The organism is Streptomyces sp. NPDC057939, from assembly GCF_042887545.1.
In the GTDB taxonomy this organism is placed as follows: Bacteria; Actinomycetota; Actinomycetes; order Streptomycetales; family Streptomycetaceae; genus Streptomyces.
On record NZ_JBHVPG010000024.1, the window covers coordinates 1 to 18,074 of the forward strand.

An 18,074-nucleotide genomic window follows, 5' to 3' on the forward strand; every position below is an offset into this window, starting at 1 on the left:
CTCGCCCATCACCGAGCGGCTGACGCGGCACGCCCTGTCGCACCGACTGGGGGGGATCCCGGCCGGTGACCTCATCGTGGAGAGCGCCGGTACGTTCGGCCGGGCGGCGGGACCGTTCGGAAGCCGAGGGAAGTACCGCTCAGAAGCCGAAGCCGCCCGCGCCGAGGTGTGCGGGCGTCGGCTCCGGCGCGGGGGCCGGCGCCGCGGGCGCGGGCCGGCGCTCCTCCAGCGGGACGATCGCCGGGACCGGGACGGCCTGTCCCAGGAAGACCCGGCGCACGACGCGCTCGGCCGCGTGGCCGTCGTCGTAGGAACAGAACCGCGAGCGGAACGACGCGCGCAGCTGGGCCGAGCGGGAGCCCTGCCAGTGACCGGTCGCGAAGATGTCCACGAGCTCGTCCTCGGTGCGGGCCACCGCCCCCGGCGGGCACGTCCGCAGGTCGAAGTAGGTGCCGCGGGCGGCCTCGTACGCCTCCCAGTCGTCCGCGTGGATCACGATCGGCCGGTCCAGGGTCGCGTAGTCGAACATCAGGGACGAGTAGTCGGTGACGAGCGCGTCCGAGGCGAGGCACAGCTCCTCGACGGAGGGGTGCGCGGAGACGTCGATCAGCCGCGGGTGCGGCTCCCACGTCGGGGTGGTGCCCGCGTACGTGAGGTGCGTACGGGTCAGCACGGTGAACCGCGGACCCAGATCGCGCAGCACCCGCTCGAAGTCCAGGTGGTCGGGGCGGCTGCGCCGGTAGTCCCGGTGCGTCGGGGCGTACAGGATCGCGGTGGAACCCGGCGCGATGCCCAACCGTTCGCGCAGTTCGAGGACCTCGGAGCGGGTGGCCCGGTGGAAGGCGTCGTTGCGCGGGTAGCCGTACTCCAGCGTCGTGTACGAGGACGGCAGCGCCCGCTCCCAGACGAGGGTGGAGTGCCGGTTCGCGGAAAGCAGGTAGTCCCACTGGTCGGCGCCGCGCAGCAGCCCCGCGAAGTCCGTCGTCGGGGTCGCCGCCGGCCGGTCCTGGAGGTCCAGGCCGACCCGCTTGAGCGGGGTGCCGTGCTGGGTCTGCACCAGGATCTGGCCGGGCCGCTTGACCAGCGCGCGGTCGAAGTTGACGTTCGTGGTCAGGTAGGTGGCCCGGGCGAGGGCCGTCCAGTACGCGGCGGAACCGGGACGCAGCGCCGCCGTCGTCGCGGGCAGCGTCGCCGCGTGCTCCGGGTCGCAGATCCACGCCGTCCGCATCCGCGGGGCCAGTTCGCGCAGCTTCGCCTCGATCGCCGCCGGGTTGCAGGCGTAACCGCCGTGCCAGTACGCGGAGAAGACGGCCAGCTCCGGGCGCAGCGGCAGCAGCCGCTGGATCCGGTAGTGCAGCCGCAGCAGCGTCTCGCGCAGGCCCCGCCCCAGGACCAGGGCCCCGCCGCCGGCGGCCAGGGCGGCCCGGCGGGCCGTCGACAGCACCCGGTAGGTGCGCCGGACCCCGAGCCGCATCAGGGCGTGCCGCAGCCGGTCGGTGCGGTTCGGGGACGGCGACCGGCCGGCCGGGCCGACCGGGGGCCGCCGACGGCGCAGCAGGGCCGAGGCCCGGGCGAAGAACTCGGCGCGCCCGGCGCGCGGGAGGCGGCGCGGGTCGGCGTACAGGGCGCAGAAGTGCTCGGCCATCCGCCGGTGCACGGCGGGGCGCCAACGCTCCAGCTCGGGCCGGGTGCCGAGGAAGGCGAAGACCCGCTCGTACTGGTCGAAGATGTCGAGGTGGCGGCGGCTCGACGTGGTGAGGATCGACCCGGTGCGGCGCTGGCGGTAGTGGACGCAGACCCGGTCGAGGACGGCCACGGACTCGGCGGCCAGCAGCGCCGGATAGGTCCAGGGGGTGTCCTCGTAGAAGCCGGGCGGGAAGGTGAGGCCCTCGCGTTCCACGTACTCGCGGCGGTACGCCTTGTTCCACACCACCATCAGCATGCCGAGCAGGTCCGGACGGTCCGAGAGCCGGAAGCTGGCCGGGCCCTCCTCGTCCAGACGGTGCGCGAGGCGGTTGCGCACCACCTCGCCGGTCCAGAAGGCGCGCGCGTAGTCGTAGACGAGGACGTCCGGGGAACCGGTGGCCTTGAGCCGGTCGGTGACGGCCTGGAGGGCGCCCGGTGCGAGGGTGTCGTCACCGTCGAGGAAGATCAGGTAATCGCCGCAGGCCCGGGCCAGGCCCGCGTTGCGGGCCGGGCCCAGGCCCAGGTTGTGCGCCAGGTGCACGGCGGTGACGCGGGGGTCACGGGCCGCGTACTCGTCGATGATCGAACCGCAGGCGTCCGGGGAGGCGTCGTCGACCGCGATCAGCTCCAGATCCGGGTACGACTGGGACAGGACCGAATCCAGACTCTCCTGGAGGTACGCCTGAACCTTGTACGCGGGCACGATGACGCTGAACCGGGGCACGGCACATCCAGGGGTCGGCGCGGGCATATGGCCCAGGAACCCCGGGCGTGGTGATCGGGTTACGCCACGTGCGCCATACGGGTTACCCGGCGTCAACGTCCCACGTCAACACCGTGATCAAGAGCGGATCACTTGACCGCGCCGGCCATCACCCCCGTCACGAACTGCCGTTGGAACGCGAAGAAGACGACGAGCGGCACCACCATCGACAGGAACGCCCCGGGGGCCAGGACGTCGATGTTGTTCCCGAACTGCCGCACCTGCTGCTGGAGCGCCACCGTCACCGGCGGGTGCGCGGAATCGGCGAAGACCAGCGCCACCAGCATGTCGTTCCACACCCACAGGAACTGGAAGATGCCGAGCGAGGCGAGCGCCGGCCCGCCGAGCGGCAGCACCACCCTGGCGAACAGGCGCAGTTCACCGGCGCCGTCCAGGCGGGCCGCCTCCAGCAGCTCGCGCGGGATCTCCGCGAAGAAGTTCCGAAGCAGGAACACCGCGAAGGGCAGCCCGAAGGCCGTGTGGAACAGCACCACTCCCGCCGTCGTCTCGAACAGGCCGATGGAGCCGAAGAGTTCGGACACCGGGATCAGCGCGACCTGCACCGGCACCACCAACAGGCCGACGACGAGCAGGAACAGCCAGTCCCGGCCGGGGAACTCCAGCCAGGCGAAGGCGTATCCGGCGAACGCCCCCAACACCAGGACCAGCAGCGTCGCCGGGACGGCGATCGCGACCGTGTTCAGCAGCGAACCGGTGATCGTGTCGTTCTCCAGCAGCCGTCCGTAGTTCGACGCCGTCAGCCGCGACGGCGCCGTCAGCACCTGCCACCAGCCTCCCCGGTTCAGGTCGTCGGGAGCCAGGAACGAGGACAGCAACAGTCCGAGCGCGGGCACGAGCCAGAACAGGGCGACGACGACCAGGAACACCCGCACCGCCCCCGACGCCACCCGGGCGGCGACCGCCCGGCCCGCCGACGTGGTCCGCCTGCCCGCGGCGCCGCTCATCGCGATCCCTCCTTCCGCAACCTGCGGATGTTCACCAGCATCACCGGCACCACCAGCACCAGCAGCAGTACGGCGATGGCGCTGCCCAGCCCCGGATCGGCATCCGTGCCGAACGACGTCCGGTACAGCTGGAGCGCGAGCACGTTCGCGTCGTCCTGGACCGCTCCCGGAGCGATCACGAAGACCAGGTCGAACACCTTCATCACGTTGATGACGAGCGTCACCAGCACGACCGCCAGGACGGGCCCCAGCAACGGCACCGTGATCCGACGGAACACCTGCCACTCGCTCGCCCCGTCCACCCGCGCCGCCTCCAGCAGCTCCCGCGGCACCGAGGCCAACCCGGCCCCGATCAACACCATCGCGAAACCGGCCCACATCCAGACGTACGCACCGATCACCGCCGGGGTCACCAGCGCCGGGCCCAGCCACTGGACCCCCGCGTACGCCTCCCGGAAGTTCTCGGCGGGCAGCCGCAGCAACGCCCCGTCCGCCTTCGCGGACATCAGGAACGTCCCGTCGGCGCGGGTCGTCGCCGACTCCACCACCCTGTCGCCCCTCACCGCCTCGAGCCGCATCCCCGCGAAGGCCGACTCCGTGGGATCCACGGTGTTCGTCGTACCGCCCCCGCCCCGGGTGAAGTCCTGCCAGACCGTGCCGGTGACCTTCCGCGGATCCGAACCGGCCGCCTCGGCCGTCGCGGTCCCCTCCGGCAGGTCCTCCGGCGCCACCCCGACCAGCGGGAGCAGCACCGGCACGCCCGCCCGTGCCGGCTCGCGCGTCACGAACGCGCCGCCCGCCACCGGCTCCAGCGGCGAGTCCCGGCCCGGCCGGGCCCGGGGGAAGGCCGAGGACTCCGCGAAGGTGTCGTGCACCCCCACCCACACGGCGTTGGCGACGCCCTTGCCCGGGTCGTGGTCGTACACCAGCCGGAAGATGATGCCCGCCGCCAGCATGGAGATCGCCATCGGCATGAAGACGATCAGCTTGAACGCCGTTCCCCAACGCACCCGTTCGGTCAGCACCGCGAAGATCAGGCCGAGCGCGGTCGCCGTCGTCGGCGCCAGCACCACCCACACCGCGGTGTTCTTCAGCGCCGTGCGGATCGTGTCGTCGCCGAGGATCTCCCGATAGTTGGCGCCGCCGACGAACACGTCGCCGGAGCGGTCGAAGAAGCTGCGGTACACGGAGTAGCCGATGGGGTGCACGACCAGCGCACCCAGCAGGACGAGGGCCGGGAGGAGGAACGCCGCCGCGATCAGACGGCGCCGCCGGTCCTCGGCCGAACGCGGGGCCGACTTCCGCGGGGCGGACCTCCCCGGACCGGACCTTCCCGCAGCCGGCTCCCGCGGGGCCGACCTCCGTGAGGCTGTGGCCGCCACCGGTCAGCCCCCGTAGGCCTTGGCCGCTTCCGCCTCCAGTTTCGCCTGCGCCCCCGCCACGTCCGCCGGGTTCGCCAGGAAGTCCTGGAGGGCCTTCCACTCGCCCGACCCCGGCGTACCGCCGAACGCCGCCGGAGCCTGGTCCGACATGTCGAAGCGGAAGTCGTCGCCCGCCGCGATCAGCGACTTCGCGATCCCGCGCTGGATGTCGTTCGGATAGGCGGCCGGGTCCACGGCCTTGTTCGGCGAGACGAAACCGCCCTCGCGGGCCTGGATCTCCGCCGCGTCCGGCGACGCCAGGAACGTCAGCAGCGCCTGCGCGCCCTTCGACGGCTTCAACGCCACCGCCACGTCACCGCCCGAAACGACCGGGGGCTTATCGCCCACCGCCGGGAACGGGAACACCAGGGCGTCCTCACCCACCTTCGCCTCGGTCTGCGCGATGTTCACCGCCACGAAGTCGCCCTCGAAGACCATCGCCGCCGCAGGCCGGTCACCACCGGTGAACGTCTGCGTCACCGACTTCGGGAACTCCGTCGACAGCGCCCCGCTCTGGCCGCCAGCCAGGAAGTCCTTGCGCCCGAACAGCTCGCCCAGCGTCGTCAGCGCCTGCTTGACGCTGTCGTCCGTCCACTTCAGCTCGTGCTTGGCCAACCGGTCGTACTTCTGCGGACCCGACTGGGAGAGGTAGACGTTCTCGAACCAGTCCGTCAGCGTCCAGCCGTCCGCCCCCGCCACCGACACCGCCGGCGTACCGGACGCCGAGAGCGTGTCGGCCGCCGCGATGAGGTCCTTCCAGGTCTTGGGGGGCGTCACGCCCGCCGCCTCGAAAGCCTTCGCGTTGTACCAGATCAGCGACTTGTTGGCCGCCTTGTAGTACACGCCGTACTGGGTGCCGTCGACCGCGCCGAGGTCCTTCCAGCCCGCCGAGTAGTTCGCGTCCAACTGGGCCTTCGCCTCCGGACCCACCGGCTGCGCCCACTTGTTCTGCACCGCCGCGCGCAGCGCCCCGACCTGCGGGAGCAGCGCCACGTCCGGCGGGGCGCCGCCCGCCACCTTCGTACCGAGGAACGTGACGATCGGGTCCTGCGCCGGGACGAAGGTGACGCTCGCCCCCGTCCGCTTCTCGAACTCCTTCAGCACCTTGGTGAAGTTGGCCTGCTCCGGGCCCGTCCACACCGCCGCGACCTCAAGCTTCTCCCCGGGCAACTGCGGTAACCGCACCCTGGAGGCCGAGGGCCGCTCCCCCTGCGGGGGGCCCGGCTCCGGATCCTTCCCGTCCCCGCAACCGGAGAGGGCCAACGCCCCCACCGCGGCCAGGGCCGTCCACGCCCCGCCCGGCACAAGGGCCCGCGTCCGGCCCGTACTTCGCTGTCCCCGCTGTCGTCCCTGTCGTCGCATGGTGTCGCCCCCGATGCCGTGTGGCCTTGGTGGTGTGTCCCGTGCCACAAGGTCTACGCCGCCCCGCGCACCCCCGCAATACCGCGTCGCGGGGGTGCCGGGGAGGCCGAGGCAGACGTCAGGGGGCCGGCGGGAAGAGCACGGGCACCGCGGACACCAGGTGGGACGCCCGGTCGAGGGCACTGGCCAGGAGCGCGAGGTCGGTCGGGCCGTTGCCCAGTTCCCGCACCGGCCGACGGGCCGGCGGGTCGCCCATCCGGTCCCACTCCACCGGCACGACCGTCGGTCGCAGCGTCGCCGTCCGAGGGATCCGGCCCGTGACCCGGCCGCCCTGGAAGGGCACCCGGCGGCCGTCGGCGTACCGGAGCACGCCGCGTCCGGGACCGGGCTGGTCGGGGGAGTCCAACTCCACCCGCAACGTCGCCAACCGGGCCGGCTCGGAGTCGGCCGTGCGCTCCGGGCGGGCCGTGGCCGCGATCAGGTGCACCCCGAGCCGGGTCCCCTCACGGGCCACCGCCTCCAGCGCACGCACCACCGAACCGGCCGCGGGCCGACCCGTACTGCCCAGGGCGGGCGCCACCAGCGCGTCGAAGTCGTCGACCAGGACCACCAGCCGCGGCAACGGACTGGGACCCGCCGCGGGATCGGTGCGCGGGGTCGATGCCCGCAACCGCAGGGTGCCGCTGCGCGGCGGATCCAGGTCGCCGTGCTGCTCGCCCGGCGTGGGCCGGCGCGGGGACACCATGTGGTCGGACAGGGCCCGGTGGGCGTGCCACTCCGCGAAGGGCACCCCGTCCAACAGCTCGTGGCGGCGCTTCAGTTCGGCGCCGAGGGCCTGCGCGAACTCCCGCATGCGCACCGGGTCGGACGCCACCAGGTGCGCCGAGACGTGCGGCAGCTCCGTACAGGGCAGGAGGCCGTCGCCGCGCTCGCCGCCCGCTCCGTCGAGGAGGACCAGCGCGAGGCGGTCGGGACGGGCCGCCGCCGCCAGCGAGGCGGCGAGGGAGCGCAGCAGCTCCGTACGGCCGCTCCCGGCCGGGCCCTCGACGAGGAGGTGCGGGCCCTCGTGGGCCAGCTCCGCGCCGACCGGACCGCGCTTCCCGGTGCCGAGGACGATCTCGGCGAGGCCGCCGACGCCCTGCCCCTGCTCGGTCGCGGCGGCCCAACGCGCCATCAGGGAGGCCGGGGTGGCCCGGGCCAGCCCCAGTTCGTCCAACAGCCGCGAGGTCGCCGGCAGGTTGGCGGCGGCCGGCCGGTACCCGTCGTCGCCGGCCGGCGCGTCCGCGCGCAGCGGGGCCAGGGCCCGGGCGAAACGCTCCGCCCAGGCGGCGGACACCGCGTCGGCGACGGCGGTGCCGCCGGGCGCCACCGGTCTGCCGCCGCTGACCGCGAAGGTGCGTACGGCGGTGGCGACGTCCCCGCTGAGCAGGGCCGCCGTGGCGCAGTGGCGGAAGGCGGGCGCGGCCGCGCAGGCGCTCTCGTACGTGTCGACCACAGGGGAGGCGGGCGTCGCCGCCGGCGCCTCCGCGAGGGCCACGACGTGGATCCCGGCGGCCGGCCCGTGGGAGGCCAGCCGGCAGGTCACCTCGCGCAGGGCGCCCGAACCCGGATCGCCGTCGAGGACGACGACCGTGCGCGGCCCCCCGTAGCCGCGGGCGGCCTCCCGCACGGCGGCCGGGTCCGCGCCGGCCCAGTTGGTGCCGAGCGGACTGTCGTCCAGCCGGCGGGTCAGCTCACCGGTCCGGGCCGCGGCCTGGTCGCGGTCGTACGCCAGCAGGAGCCGGCAGTCCTGTCCGTGAGCGGGGCGCACGTGGGGCAGCCAACCCAGCCAGCCCCAGTCGCGCAGGCGTTCCTGGACGGGCCGGGCCCGGTCGGCCGCGATCAGTACGATCTCCAGCTGCCCGGGCGCGTGCAGCGCGGCCAGCTGCGCGACCACCGAGCGGGCCACCCCGGTCAGCCGGGCGCGCGGGCCGGCGATGCCCAGCGAGCCGACGCCGAGCAGCGCGACCCGGCTTCCGGCGCCGAGCCCGACCTCCAGGAACCCGGGGTGACCGGCGCCCCGCGACCAGAGCCGGCCGGTCGGGCCGAGCGCGGCCAGCAGCAGCGAGGCCGGCTCGTCGGGGTCGGGAGCCGCGGCGACGGGTGCCTCCGGCTCGGCCACGGCCTCCGGCTCGGTCTCCTCGCCCCGGACCCACTTGCGGGCCCAGGCCCCGATCCCGCGGCGCGACCTGGCGCCGCCGGACGCCACGGCGTCGGGGACGGCGCCGGTGCGGGGGTCGGCGGCCCCGGCCGGGTCGCCGCCGCCCGCGGTTGCCCCGTACGGGACGGCGCCCGCGGTCGGCGGCCGGCCGGCGGCGGGCGCACCGGTGTCGTGAGCCCCGGCGGGGGCGGGGGCCGGGGTCGGTTCCGGTTCGTGCCCGGCCGGGGGGCGCGGCAGGGCGAGGTGGCCCTCCAGGTCCGGGACCACGGTCAGGGGGGCCGCGCCCGCGCGGGCCAGCCGCAACGTCGACTCGCCGATCCGCAGCAGGGCGCCCGGGGCCAGTGCGACGGGGCGGGCGCCGACGGGCGTCCCGTCCAGCGTGGTGCCGTTCGTCGAGCCGAGGTCGGCCACGGCGACCCGCCCGTCCGCCATCACGGTCACCGCGCAGTGCAGCCGCGACACGTCCGGGTCGTCCAGCGGCACGTCGGCGTCCGCCGAGCGGCCGATCCGTACCGCGCCGGGGTGCAGCAGGTGCACCCCGCCGGCGTCCGGGCCGGCCACCACGTGCAGCTGCGCCGCGCCGGGGCCGTCGTCGGGCAGGGCGTCGGCGTTCGGCAGGGGGGTGTGCAGGGCCAGTACCGCCCCGTCGACCAGCGGGGGCTCGCCCAGGACGGCCCGCTGCGGGTCGAGTCGCTGCGAACCGGCGTACAGCACCACGGTGCCGCCGGTGTCGGGCCCGCCGGCGGTCGCGGCGAGCCCGGAGGCCACGGCGGCCAGGGGGGTGCCGGCGGGCGCGGTGACGAGTACGTCACCACTGGCCGGCGCGGTGGCGGTCTGGTGGCCGCTGCGCGACCCAAGCACGGTCAGCCGGATCTGCATCGCCGTCAGCGGTCCCTTCTGCGCGGAGCGCAGTGCGCGGAGCGTGCGCCCGGCAGGGAACCGGCGGGACATGCCTTCCCGACCACCCCCACCCGGCGCGGACGCCTCGTCCGGTCAGGTACGCCGGAAGGGCAGGGCTCCCGTCCCGGCCGTTCCGTACGGGTGCATCCTCGCACCTGTCACACACAACACGCCCGGCACCCGGCAACAAATGATCTTGATCGGTCGGCAGGGGTGCCGGGACCGAACAAATCCGGACAGGCCGCCGGATGAAATCCGAGCGAAAACGCCCCCGGCATACCCGGTAAATCTCACCCTTCGTACATATGTGCGGCAACCAACCTCCGTCGCCCCGCGTCTTCCCCGGGGACACCCCCTAGAGTTGGGGGGGCCGAAACCCATCCAGCGGAATCAGCCGAGGAACTCCGGTACGACCCGAGAACCGGAAGACCCGAACAACGGAACAGACGACAGCAGGGGAGCGCGAGACGTGCGGCCAGTCGGCAGCAAGTACCTGCTCGAGGAGCCGCTCGGACGCGGCGCCACGGGCACTGTCTGGCGTGCCCGCCAGCGGGAGACCGCCGGTGCGGAGGCAGCCGTCGCCGGGCAGCCCGGCGAGACCGTGGCGATCAAGGTCCTCAAGGAGGAGCTGGCCCAGGACGCGGACATCGTCATGCGTTTCCTGCGCGAACGCTCCGTCCTGCTGCGCCTGACCCACCCCAACATCGTGCGCACCCGCGACCTCGTCGTCGAGGGCGACCTGCTGGCGCTGGTCATGGACCTGATCGACGGTCCCGACCTGCACAAGTACCTCCGCGCGAACGGCCCCTTCAGCCCGGTCGCCGCGAGCCTGCTGACCGCGCAGATCGCGGACGCGCTCGCCGCCAGCCACGCCGACGGCGTCGTGCACCGCGACCTCAAGCCCGCCAACGTGCTGCTCGACGAGAGCAACGGCCAGATGAAGCCGATGCTCACCGACTTCGGCATCGCGCGCCTCGCCGACTCCCCGGGCCTGACCCGCACCCACGAGTTCGTCGGCACCCCCGCCTACGTGGCCCCCGAATCCGCCGAGGGGCGCCCGCAGACCTCCGCGGTCGACATCTACGGCGCCGGCATCCTCCTCTACGAGCTGGTCACCGGCCGACCGCCGTTCGCGGGCGGCACCGCGCTCGAAGTCCTCCACCGGCACCTGAGCGAGGAGCCGCAGCGACCCCCGACCCTGCCCGAGCCGGTCTGGATCGTCATCGAGCGCTGCCTGCGCAAGGAGCCCGACGAGCGCCCCAGCGCCCAGAGCCTGGCCCGCGGCCTGCGCGTGGTCGCCTCCGGCATCGGCGTGCACTCCTCGCCGGGCGAGGTCGAGGCCGCCCTCGGGGTCGGCGCGCTGCTCGCCCCCGACCCCTCGCCCGCCCCGGTCCCGGCGACGCCCGGGGCCGTCGGTCCGGCGCACGCCCCGGCCGGCCCGCAGGGCTCGTACGACCCGAACGCCATGACCAGCGTGATGCCGCCCATCGGAGGGGCCGACGCCACCACCGTGCTGCCCAGCACCGGGCCGGCTCCCGCCGACGCGACCTCGGTCATGCCGCCCGTGCAGCAGCCCGACGCCCCGCACCCGTGGCAGTCGCAGATGCGGGCGGTCCGCGACCGCAACGAGCAGACGCAGATGCACCGGCTCGACCCGAGCGAGGACCCGCTGCGCCGCCGCCCGCAGCGCCAGGCCCCGCCGCCCCCGCAGCACCAGCCCCGACCGCCGCAGCAGCCGCAGCAGCCTCCCCAGTACCGCCAGGCCCCGCCGCCGCAGCACTACCAGCAGCAGTCGCAGCCGCCGCAGCAGTACCAACAGCCTCAGCAGCAGCCCCAGCAGCGGGCGCCGCAGTACCAGCAGCCGCAGCACCAGCCCCAGCAGTACCAGCCCCAGCCTCCCCAGCAGTACCAACAGCCTCAGCAGCAGCCCCAGTACCGGCAGCCGCCGCAGTCCCCGCCGCCGCAGCAGCGGGCCCCGCGGCCCCCGCGCGAACCGCGTGAGCCGCGCCGCCGCAGCGCCAACCCGGTGCGGATCCCCGGCCTCGGCTGCCTCAAGGGCTGCCTCGTCATGATCCTGCTGTTCTTCGTGGCGGGCTGGCTGGTCTGGGAACTCACCCCGCTCCAGGAATGGGTCGGCACCGGCCGCGGATGGTGGGACCAGGTGTGGACCTGGGGCTCCGACACCGTCGACTGGGTCACCTCCGTCGGCGACGGCTCCGGCGGCGGCTCCGCCACCCCCTGACGCCGGTCCGCACGAGCCGCCGGTCCGCACGAGCCGTCGGTCGTGGCGTGCGGGGCACTCGTACCGGGCATCCGTGCGAGGCGTCCGTATGAGGCGTCCCGGGGAGGTATCCGTACGAGCCTTTCGCGACGGCGGCCGTACGGCCCGCCGTCGGGCCGCCGGGGCCGCCCCGCGCGGCCCGGTGGCCGGCCGTCGACGGCGCCCGGAGCACCGAGTTCGTGGATTTGTCGACATCCGGGACGTGATTTCGCCCCCAGAAGTCAAGGTCGCCGCGATCCGGAGCGCCCAACCCCCATTCGGCCGCGTAGCTTTGGTGCGTACTTCAGCCGCTGAGGGAGCAGTCGTGGCACGGAAGATCGGCAGCCGGTACACCGCGCACCAGATCCTGGGGCGCGGCAGCGCGGGCACGGTGTGGCTGGGTGAAGGGCCGGACGGGCCCGTCGCCGTCAAACTGCTGCGCGAGGACCTCGCGTCCGACCAGGAACTCGTCGGGCGGTTCGTACAGGAGCGCAGCGCGCTGCTCGGCCTGGAACACCCGCACGTCGTCTCCGTCCGCGACCTCGTCGTCGACGGCAACGACCTCGCCCTCGTCATGGACCTCGTCCGCGGCACGGACCTGCGCACGCGCCTCGACCGCGAGCGCCGCCTCGCCCCCGAGGCGGCCGTGGCCATCGTCGCGGACGTCGCGGACGCCCTGGCCGCCGCGCACGCGGCGGGCGTCGTCCACCGGGACGTCAAGCCCGAGAACGTCCTGCTCGACATGCAGGGCCCGCTCGGTCCGGGCGGCGCGCACCCCGCGCTGCTCACCGACTTCGGCGTCGCCAAGCTCATCGACTCCCCGCGGCGGGCGGCCGGGGCGCCCGGGACGCGGGCCTCGGCCCCGACCACCCGGATCATCGGCACCCCCGACTACCTGGCCCCGGAGATCGTGGAGGGCCTGCCCCCGAGGGCGGCCGTCGACATATACGCCCTGGCCACGGTGCTGTACGAGCTGCTGGCCGGCTTCACGCCCTTCGGCGGCGGGCACCCGGGCGCGGTCCTGCGCCGGCACGTCACGGAGACCGTGGTCCCGCTGCCGGGGATCCCGGACGAGCTGTGGCAGCTGATGGTCCAGTGCCTGGCGAAGGCCCCCGCCTCCCGGCTGCGCGCCTCGGAGCTGTCGGTCCGGCTGCGGGACATGCTGCCGATGCTGGCCGGGATGCCGCCGCTGGACGTGGACGAACCGGACGACGTCGAGCCGGAGGAACCGGAGGCCGAGGACCTGCCGGCCGACCCGGTCCGGCGGCGGGGCGTGGTCCCGCTGGTGCCCGGCTCCGCCACGGACTCCAACCGCGACACCCACACCTCCATGCGGGTGCCCGGCCCGGACGAGCTGGCGGGCGGGGCACTGGGCACCGCCCGCGTCCCGCGTCCCGCCGGCGGACACCGGCCCGGGTCCGCCCGGCACCGCGCCGAGGCCGCGCGCAAGCGGCGGCTGGTGATGTCCGCCTCGGCGGTGGCGCTGGTCGCCGCCGTGGGGCTGGGCAGCTGGCTCGCCGTGTCCGGCGACGAAGACGGCGCCCCGCCGCCGCAGGACGGGAAGCGCTCGGCCCCGGCCCGCCCGTAGGTTCCGCGCCCCCGGGCCGTCCGGCCGGGGTTCCCGGCGGTCCCCGGCGGTCCCCGGCGGTCCCCGGCGGTCCCCGGCGGTCCCCGGCGGTCCCCGGCGGGTCCCCGGCGGTCCCCGGCGGTCCCCGGCGGTCCCCGGCGGTCCCCGGCGGTCCCCGGCGGTCCCCGGCGGTTCCCGGTCCGCCGGGGTCAGCCGGCCGGGTCCCGGCCGCCGTCAGGCCGTGATCAGCTCCGGGTGCCACCGGCGGGCCACCGTCGGGTGGGCGCGCACCCAGCCCTTCAGCTCGTTGCGGCCGTACTCCGCGTGCAGCGGGTTCGACGCGTCGTGCGCCACGCCCGGGGCGGTGCGCAGGTACTCCCCGGGGACCGTCTCCACCACCGAGTCCAGCCGCGGGTTGTAGAAGAACGGCACCGAGAACCGCTCCACCGCGCCCGGCGGGCTGACCACCCGGTGGTCGGTCGCCACCAGGTACCCCTCCGTCGCGATCTCCAACAGCTCGCCCAGGTTGACCACGAAGGCCCCCGGCATCGGCGGGATGTCGACGTAGCCGCCGTCGCGCACCACCTGGAGCCCGCCCACCCCGTCCTGGAGGAGCAGGGTCAGGAATCCGTAGTCCTTGTGCGCGCCGACGCCCTGGTCGGCGCCCGACGGGGCGGATCCGGGGTAGCGGATCAGCTTCGTGTGCAGGTGGGGGCGGTCGGCGAAGACCGCGTCGAAGAAGTCGGGGGCCGCGCCGATCGAGGCCAGCAGCTCGCGCAGCAGCCGGTGGGCCACGGCCGCCAGCCGCGACTGCCACGAGAGCACCACGTCCCGCAGCTCCGGCAGGGCCGCCGGCCACTGGTTGGGTCCCTCCAGCCACAGGTACGAGGGATCCCCCGGGCCCACCTCCGGCGCGGGGCGTTCCGCGCCGACGTCCAGCTGGTCGCGCCAGTCGGAGGTGCCGCCCGTCAGCTCGTGTCCTATGCGGGTGTAGCCGCGGAAGTGCGGGGAGTTCAGGTTGCTCACGGCCAGCCGGTCGGCCTCCGGGAGGGCGAAGAAGGCCCTGGTCAGCTCCAGGATCCGGGCGGTTTCCGCCTCGCTGATCCCGTGGCCGGTCAGGTACAGGAAACCGGTGTCCCGGGCGGCCGCGTGCAGCTGCCTCAGGAAGTCGTCCCGCTCCGCGGGGTCGTCGGCCCGGGAGAGGTCGATCACGGCCAGGGAGGAGGGCGCCGGGGCGGAAGGGGCCGGGGAGCCGGCGGCCACGGCGGAGGAGGTCACGGAAGAGGAGGGATGCGCGGACGGCATGACGGCTCCGTTTCGGATGTCACGGGGTCCTGGGCCCCGGAGATGGAGGGGCAACGGAGGGAACGGCCGGCCGGCAGGGATGGCGCCGGGGGCCGCGTGGCCAACGCGTACAGGACCGAAGTCGGATCGGGGTGGATCAGGCTCGTGCGAGGTCCGTCGGCAGACAGCTCGTCGTCGTGACACGCATGTGGTCCACATGGCGGCGCTTCACGAGTGGGACAGTCATACGGTGAGCGTACGCCTGTACCCACCCCTGTCCGTACGTACCGATCCGGCCTGACCGGAGAGTGCCGCCCGGGGACCGGCTAGGCTGGGCCCGTGGCAGTTGTCGATGTATCCGAAGAGCTGAAGTCCCTCTCCTCGACCATGGGGTCGATCGAGGCCGTCCTGGACCTCGACAAGCTGAGGGCAGATATCGCCGTGCTCGAGGAGCAGGCCGCCGCGCCGTCCCTGTGGGACGACCCGGAAGCCGCTCAAAAGATCACGAGCAAGCTTTCGCACCTCCAGGCCGAGGTCCGCAAGACCGAGAGCCTGCGCGGGCGCATCGACGACCTCGCGGTGCTGTTCGAGCTCGCCCAGGAAATGGACGACGCGGACACCCTCGCCGAGGCCGAGACCGAGCTGATCTCGGTGCGCAAGGCACTGGACGAGATGGAGGTCCGGACCCTCCTCTCCGGCGAGTACGCCGAGCGCGAGGCCCTGGTCAACATCCGTGCCGAGGCCGGCGGCGTCGACGCCTCCGACTTCGCCGAGCGGCTCCAGCGCATGTACCTGCGCTGGGCCGAGCGCCACGGCTACGCGACCGAGGTGTACGAGACCTCGTACGCGGAGGAGGCCGGCATCAAGTCGACCACCTTCGTCGTCAAGGCGCCCTACGCCTACGGCACCCTCTCCGTCGAACAGGGCACCCACCGGCTCGTCCGGATCTCGCCCTTCGACAACCAGGGCCGTCGCCAGACCTCCTTCGCGGGCGTCGAGGTGCTGCCGGTCGTCGAGACCAGCGACCACGTCGAGATCGACGAGGCCGAGCTGCGCGTGGACGTCTACCGCGCCTCGGGCCCCGGCGGCCAGGGCGTCAACACCACCGACTCGGCGGTGCGCATCACGCACCTGCCCACCGGCATCGTCGTCTCCTGCCAGAACGAGCGCTCGCAGATCCAGAACAAGGCCAGCGCGATGAACGTGCTCCAGGCCAAGCTGCTGGAGCGGCGCCGCCAGGAGGAGAAGGACAAGATGGACGCCCTCAAGGACGGCGGCAGCTCCTGGGGCAACCAGATGCGGTCCTACGTCCTGCACCCGTACCAGATGGTCAAGGACCTGCGGACGGAGTTCGAGGTCGGCAACCCGCAGGCGGTCCTCGACGGCGAGATCGACGGCTTCCTGGAGGCCGGTATCCGCTGGCGCAAGCAGCAGGAGCAGTCCGCGTAACGGACCTCACCGCGCGCGGACCACACGACGCGAGGAAGGGCCCGGACACCTTGGGTGTCCGGGCCCTTCCCCATTCCGTGTGATCGGGACGTGCCCGCGGGCGGGCGGTCTAGGCGGTCTGGGCCGCCAGCGCCAGCGCCGCCACCAGCACCACCAGAAGCGCGATGAGTGTCACCGGGTTCAGCCCGGCGAAGGGCCCCTCCTGCTGGAGGTGCTTCCGGTTCGCCCGGCACACCGGGCACCTGCCCTGGTTGACGGGCGCGGCGCAGTTCGCGCACACGAGCCGGTCATATGTCATGCGCTCCTCCTCTCGTCCCCTCGTACAACGGCACGGGGACCGGGTCCGTTCCCCCTACCACTGTGCCGGCTCCGACGGCATTCGGCGCGGCCCGTCCGGGCAATCACGATCGGGCTGCGCGGGCACCCGGGGATTATTCGGGCAACTGCGGTTGGCGGGTCCACACCCACCGTCCGTTCGCGTATGGTCACGCTCACCTACTCCCGGCGACCCCGTGGTGCACCCGTGATCCGATTCGACAACGTCTCCAAGTCCTACCCGAAGCAGAACCGGCCCGCACTCAGAGATGTCTCCCTGGACATCGCCAAGGGCGAGTTCGTCTTCCTGGTCGGCTCCTCCGGCTCCGGCAAGTCCACCTTCCTGCGGCTGGTCCTGCGCGAGGAACGGGCCAGTCACGGCCAGGTGCACGTCCTGGGCAAGGACCTCGCCAAGCTCTCCAACTGGAAGGTCCCGCACATGCGGCGCCAGCTGGGGACCGTGTTCCAGGACTTCCGGCTGCTGCCCAACAAGACGGTCGCCGAGAACGTCGCCTTCGCGCAGGAGGTCATCGGCAAACCGCGGGGCGAGATCCGCAAGTCCGTCCCGCAGGTCCTGGAACTCGTCGGCCTGGGCGGCAAGGAGGGCCGGATGCCCGGCGAACTGTCCGGCGGCGAACAGCAGCGCGTGGCCATCGCCCGCGCCTTCGTCAACCGGCCCGCCCTGCTGATCGCGGACGAGCCGACGGGCAACCTCGACCCGCAGACCTCCGTCGGGATCATGAAACTGCTGGACCGGATCAACCGGACCGGCACCACCGTCATCATGGCGACGCACGACCAACAGATCGTGGACCAGATGCGCAAGCGCGTCATCGAACTCGAACAGGGCCGACTCGTGCGCGACCAGTCGCGCGGCGTCTACGGCTACCAGCACTGAAAGGCCCCTGAGACGTCATGCGCGCCCAGTTCGTCATGTCGGAGATCGGCGTCGGCCTCCGCCGCAATCTCACCATGACCTTCGCGGTCATCATCTCCGTGGCCCTGTCGCTGGCCCTGTTCGGCGGCTCCCTGCTCATGCGCGACCAGGTGAGCGCCATGAAGGGGTACTGGTACGACAAGGTCAACGTCACGGTCTACCTCTGCACCAAGAACGACGCCCTGGAGGCCGCCGGGAGCGCGGCCGCCGGCCCGCCCGCCGCGGGCGGCACGTCCGACGCGGTCGGCTCGCCCCGCGCCTGCTCCAAGGGGGCCGTGACCCCCGAGCAGCGGCAGGGGATCGAGACCGAGCTGAAGAAGATGCAGCTCGTACAGACCGTCACGTACGAGTCCTCGGACGAGGCCTACAAGCACTACAAGGAACGCTTCGGACACACGGCTCTGGCCTCCGTCGTCACCCCCGACCAGATGCCCGACTCCTTCCGCGTGAAGCTGAGGAACCCGGAGAAGTACGAGGTCATCACCTCCGCCTTCACGGGCCGCGACGGCGTCCAGTCGGTCGCCGACCAGAGCTCGCAGCTCGACAACCTCTTCAAGCTGCTCGGCTACCTCAACTGGGCCGCCCTCGGCATCATGTTGATCATGCTGATCGTGGCGCTGCTGCTGATCGTCAACACGGTGCGCGTATCGGCCTTCAGCCGAAGGCGGGAGACGGGCATCATGCGGCTCGTCGGCGCCTCCAGCTTCTACATCCAGGTCCCGTTCATCATGGAGGCGGCCGTCGCGGGCCTCATCGGCGCCGCGCTGGCCTGCCTCATGCTGGGCGCCGGCCAGTACTTCGTGATCGACCACGGCGCCGCGCTCCGCGACAAGCTCGAACTGATCAACTTCATCGGCTGGGACGCCGTCCTCACCAAGTTGCCGCTGGTGCTGGTCATCGGGCTGCTCATGCCTTCCCTGGCCGCCTTCATCGCGTTGCGCAAGTACCTGAAGGTGTGACGAGCG

Annotated in this window: 12 protein-coding genes and 1 pseudogene; 6 read left to right on the forward strand and 7 right to left on the reverse strand. The window is 73.4% G+C overall.

The annotated features are described in order from the left end of the window. Window positions 1-115, forward strand: a pseudogene (locus ACFVS6_RS24295) (protein-tyrosine-phosphatase); the annotation flags it as partial. Window positions 116-139: 24 nt separating this feature from the next. Here the strand turns inward: ACFVS6_RS24295 and ACFVS6_RS24300 are convergent. The 5 genes from ACFVS6_RS24300 to ACFVS6_RS24320 form a co-directional block, all read right to left on the reverse strand. Further along, window positions 140-2,410 (reverse strand): CDP-glycerol glycerophosphotransferase family protein, encoded by a 2,271-nt coding sequence (locus ACFVS6_RS24300; RefSeq protein ID WP_389706836.1) that lies wholly within the window; start codon window positions 2,408-2,410, stop codon window positions 140-142. Window positions 2,411-2,538: 128 nt separating this feature from the next. Further along, window positions 2,539-3,414: a carbohydrate ABC transporter permease gene (locus tag ACFVS6_RS24305; protein ID WP_389706838.1), complete on the reverse strand. Its 876-nt coding sequence runs from the start codon at window positions 3,412-3,414 to the stop codon at window positions 2,539-2,541. Continuing rightward, window positions 3,411-4,676, reverse strand: coding sequence for a carbohydrate ABC transporter permease (locus ACFVS6_RS24310; RefSeq protein WP_389706998.1), 1,266 nt, complete (start codon window positions 4,674-4,676; stop codon window positions 3,411-3,413). Before ACFVS6_RS24310 ends, ACFVS6_RS24305 begins: the two co-directional genes overlap by 4 nt. A gap of 123 nt (window positions 4,677-4,799) precedes the next feature. Beyond that, window positions 4,800-6,197 carry an ABC transporter substrate-binding protein gene (locus tag ACFVS6_RS24315; protein ID WP_389706840.1) on the reverse strand — a complete coding sequence of 466 codons (1,398 nt, stop codon included), beginning with the start codon at window positions 6,195-6,197 and terminating at the stop codon, window positions 4,800-4,802. A 118-nt stretch (window positions 6,198-6,315) separates the two neighbouring features. Continuing rightward, window positions 6,316-9,276 carry an FtsK/SpoIIIE domain-containing protein gene (locus tag ACFVS6_RS24320; RefSeq protein WP_389706999.1) on the reverse strand — a complete coding sequence of 987 codons (2,961 nt, stop codon included), beginning with the start codon at window positions 9,274-9,276 and terminating at the stop codon, window positions 6,316-6,318. Between the two features lie 490 nt (window positions 9,277-9,766). Here ACFVS6_RS24320 and ACFVS6_RS24325 point away from each other — a divergent pair, with 490 nt between their 5' ends. Beyond that, entirely contained in the window at window positions 9,767-11,539 is a 1,773-nt protein-coding gene (locus tag ACFVS6_RS24325) for a protein kinase (RefSeq protein ID WP_389706842.1), read from the forward strand. A 343-nt stretch (window positions 11,540-11,882) separates the two neighbouring features. Further along, entirely contained in the window at window positions 11,883-13,145 is a 1,263-nt protein-coding gene (locus ACFVS6_RS24330) for a serine/threonine-protein kinase (RefSeq protein WP_389706844.1), read from the forward strand. Window positions 13,146-13,358: 213 nt separating this feature from the next. Here ACFVS6_RS24330 and ACFVS6_RS24335 read toward each other — a convergent pair whose 3' ends face one another. Next, complete coding sequence (locus ACFVS6_RS24335; protein WP_389706846.1) at window positions 13,359-14,429, reverse strand: isopenicillin N synthase family dioxygenase; 1,071 nt, start codon at window positions 14,427-14,429, stop codon at window positions 13,359-13,361. Between the two features lie 318 nt (window positions 14,430-14,747). Here ACFVS6_RS24335 and prfB point away from each other — a divergent pair, with 318 nt between their 5' ends. Continuing rightward, a complete protein-coding gene (prfB, locus tag ACFVS6_RS24340; RefSeq protein ID WP_389706848.1) occupies window positions 14,748-15,857 on the forward strand; it encodes a peptide chain release factor 2 in 1,110 nt (369 codons plus the stop codon). Window positions 15,858-15,966: 109 nt separating this feature from the next. Here prfB and ACFVS6_RS24345 read toward each other — a convergent pair whose 3' ends face one another. Beyond that, window positions 15,967-16,155 (reverse strand): hypothetical protein, encoded by a 189-nt coding sequence (locus tag ACFVS6_RS24345; protein ID WP_389706849.1) that lies wholly within the window; start codon window positions 16,153-16,155, stop codon window positions 15,967-15,969. 225 nt (window positions 16,156-16,380) lie between these two features. Here ACFVS6_RS24345 and ftsE point away from each other — a divergent pair, with 225 nt between their 5' ends. Both ftsE and ftsX read left to right on the forward strand, forming a co-directional pair. Further along, entirely contained in the window at window positions 16,381-17,070 is a 690-nt protein-coding gene (ftsE, locus tag ACFVS6_RS24350) for a cell division ATP-binding protein FtsE (protein ID WP_389706851.1), read from the forward strand. Between the two features lie 17 nt (window positions 17,071-17,087). Continuing rightward, complete coding sequence (gene ftsX / locus ACFVS6_RS24355) at window positions 17,088-18,068, forward strand: permease-like cell division protein FtsX (protein WP_389706853.1); 981 nt, start codon at window positions 17,088-17,090, stop codon at window positions 18,066-18,068. Window positions 18,069-18,074: the final 6 nt, after the last annotated feature.

What these genes read in the sequence shown, in the direction of transcription:
- ACFVS6_RS24305 (WP_389706838.1), bottom strand. Translation starts at nt 3,414, where the DNA reads ATGAGCGGCGCCGCGGGCAGGCGGACCACGTCGGCGGGCCGGGCGGTC.
- ACFVS6_RS24315 (WP_389706840.1), bottom strand. Translation starts at nt 6,197, where the DNA reads ATGCGACGACAGGGACGACAGCGGGGACAGCGAAGTACGGGCCGGACG.
- ACFVS6_RS24320 (WP_389706999.1), bottom strand. Translation starts at nt 9,276, where the DNA reads ATGCAGATCCGGCTGACCGTGCTTGGGTCGCGCAGCGGCCACCAGACC.
- ACFVS6_RS24335 (WP_389706846.1), bottom strand. Translation starts at nt 14,429, where the DNA reads ATGCCGTCCGCGCATCCCTCCTCTTCCGTGACCTCCTCCGCCGTGGCC.
- ACFVS6_RS24345 (WP_389706849.1), bottom strand. Translation starts at nt 16,155, where the DNA reads ATGACATATGACCGGCTCGTGTGCGCGAACTGCGCCGCGCCCGTCAAC.
- ftsX (WP_389706853.1), top strand. Translation starts at nt 17,088, where the DNA reads ATGCGCGCCCAGTTCGTCATGTCGGAGATCGGCGTCGGCCTCCGCCGC.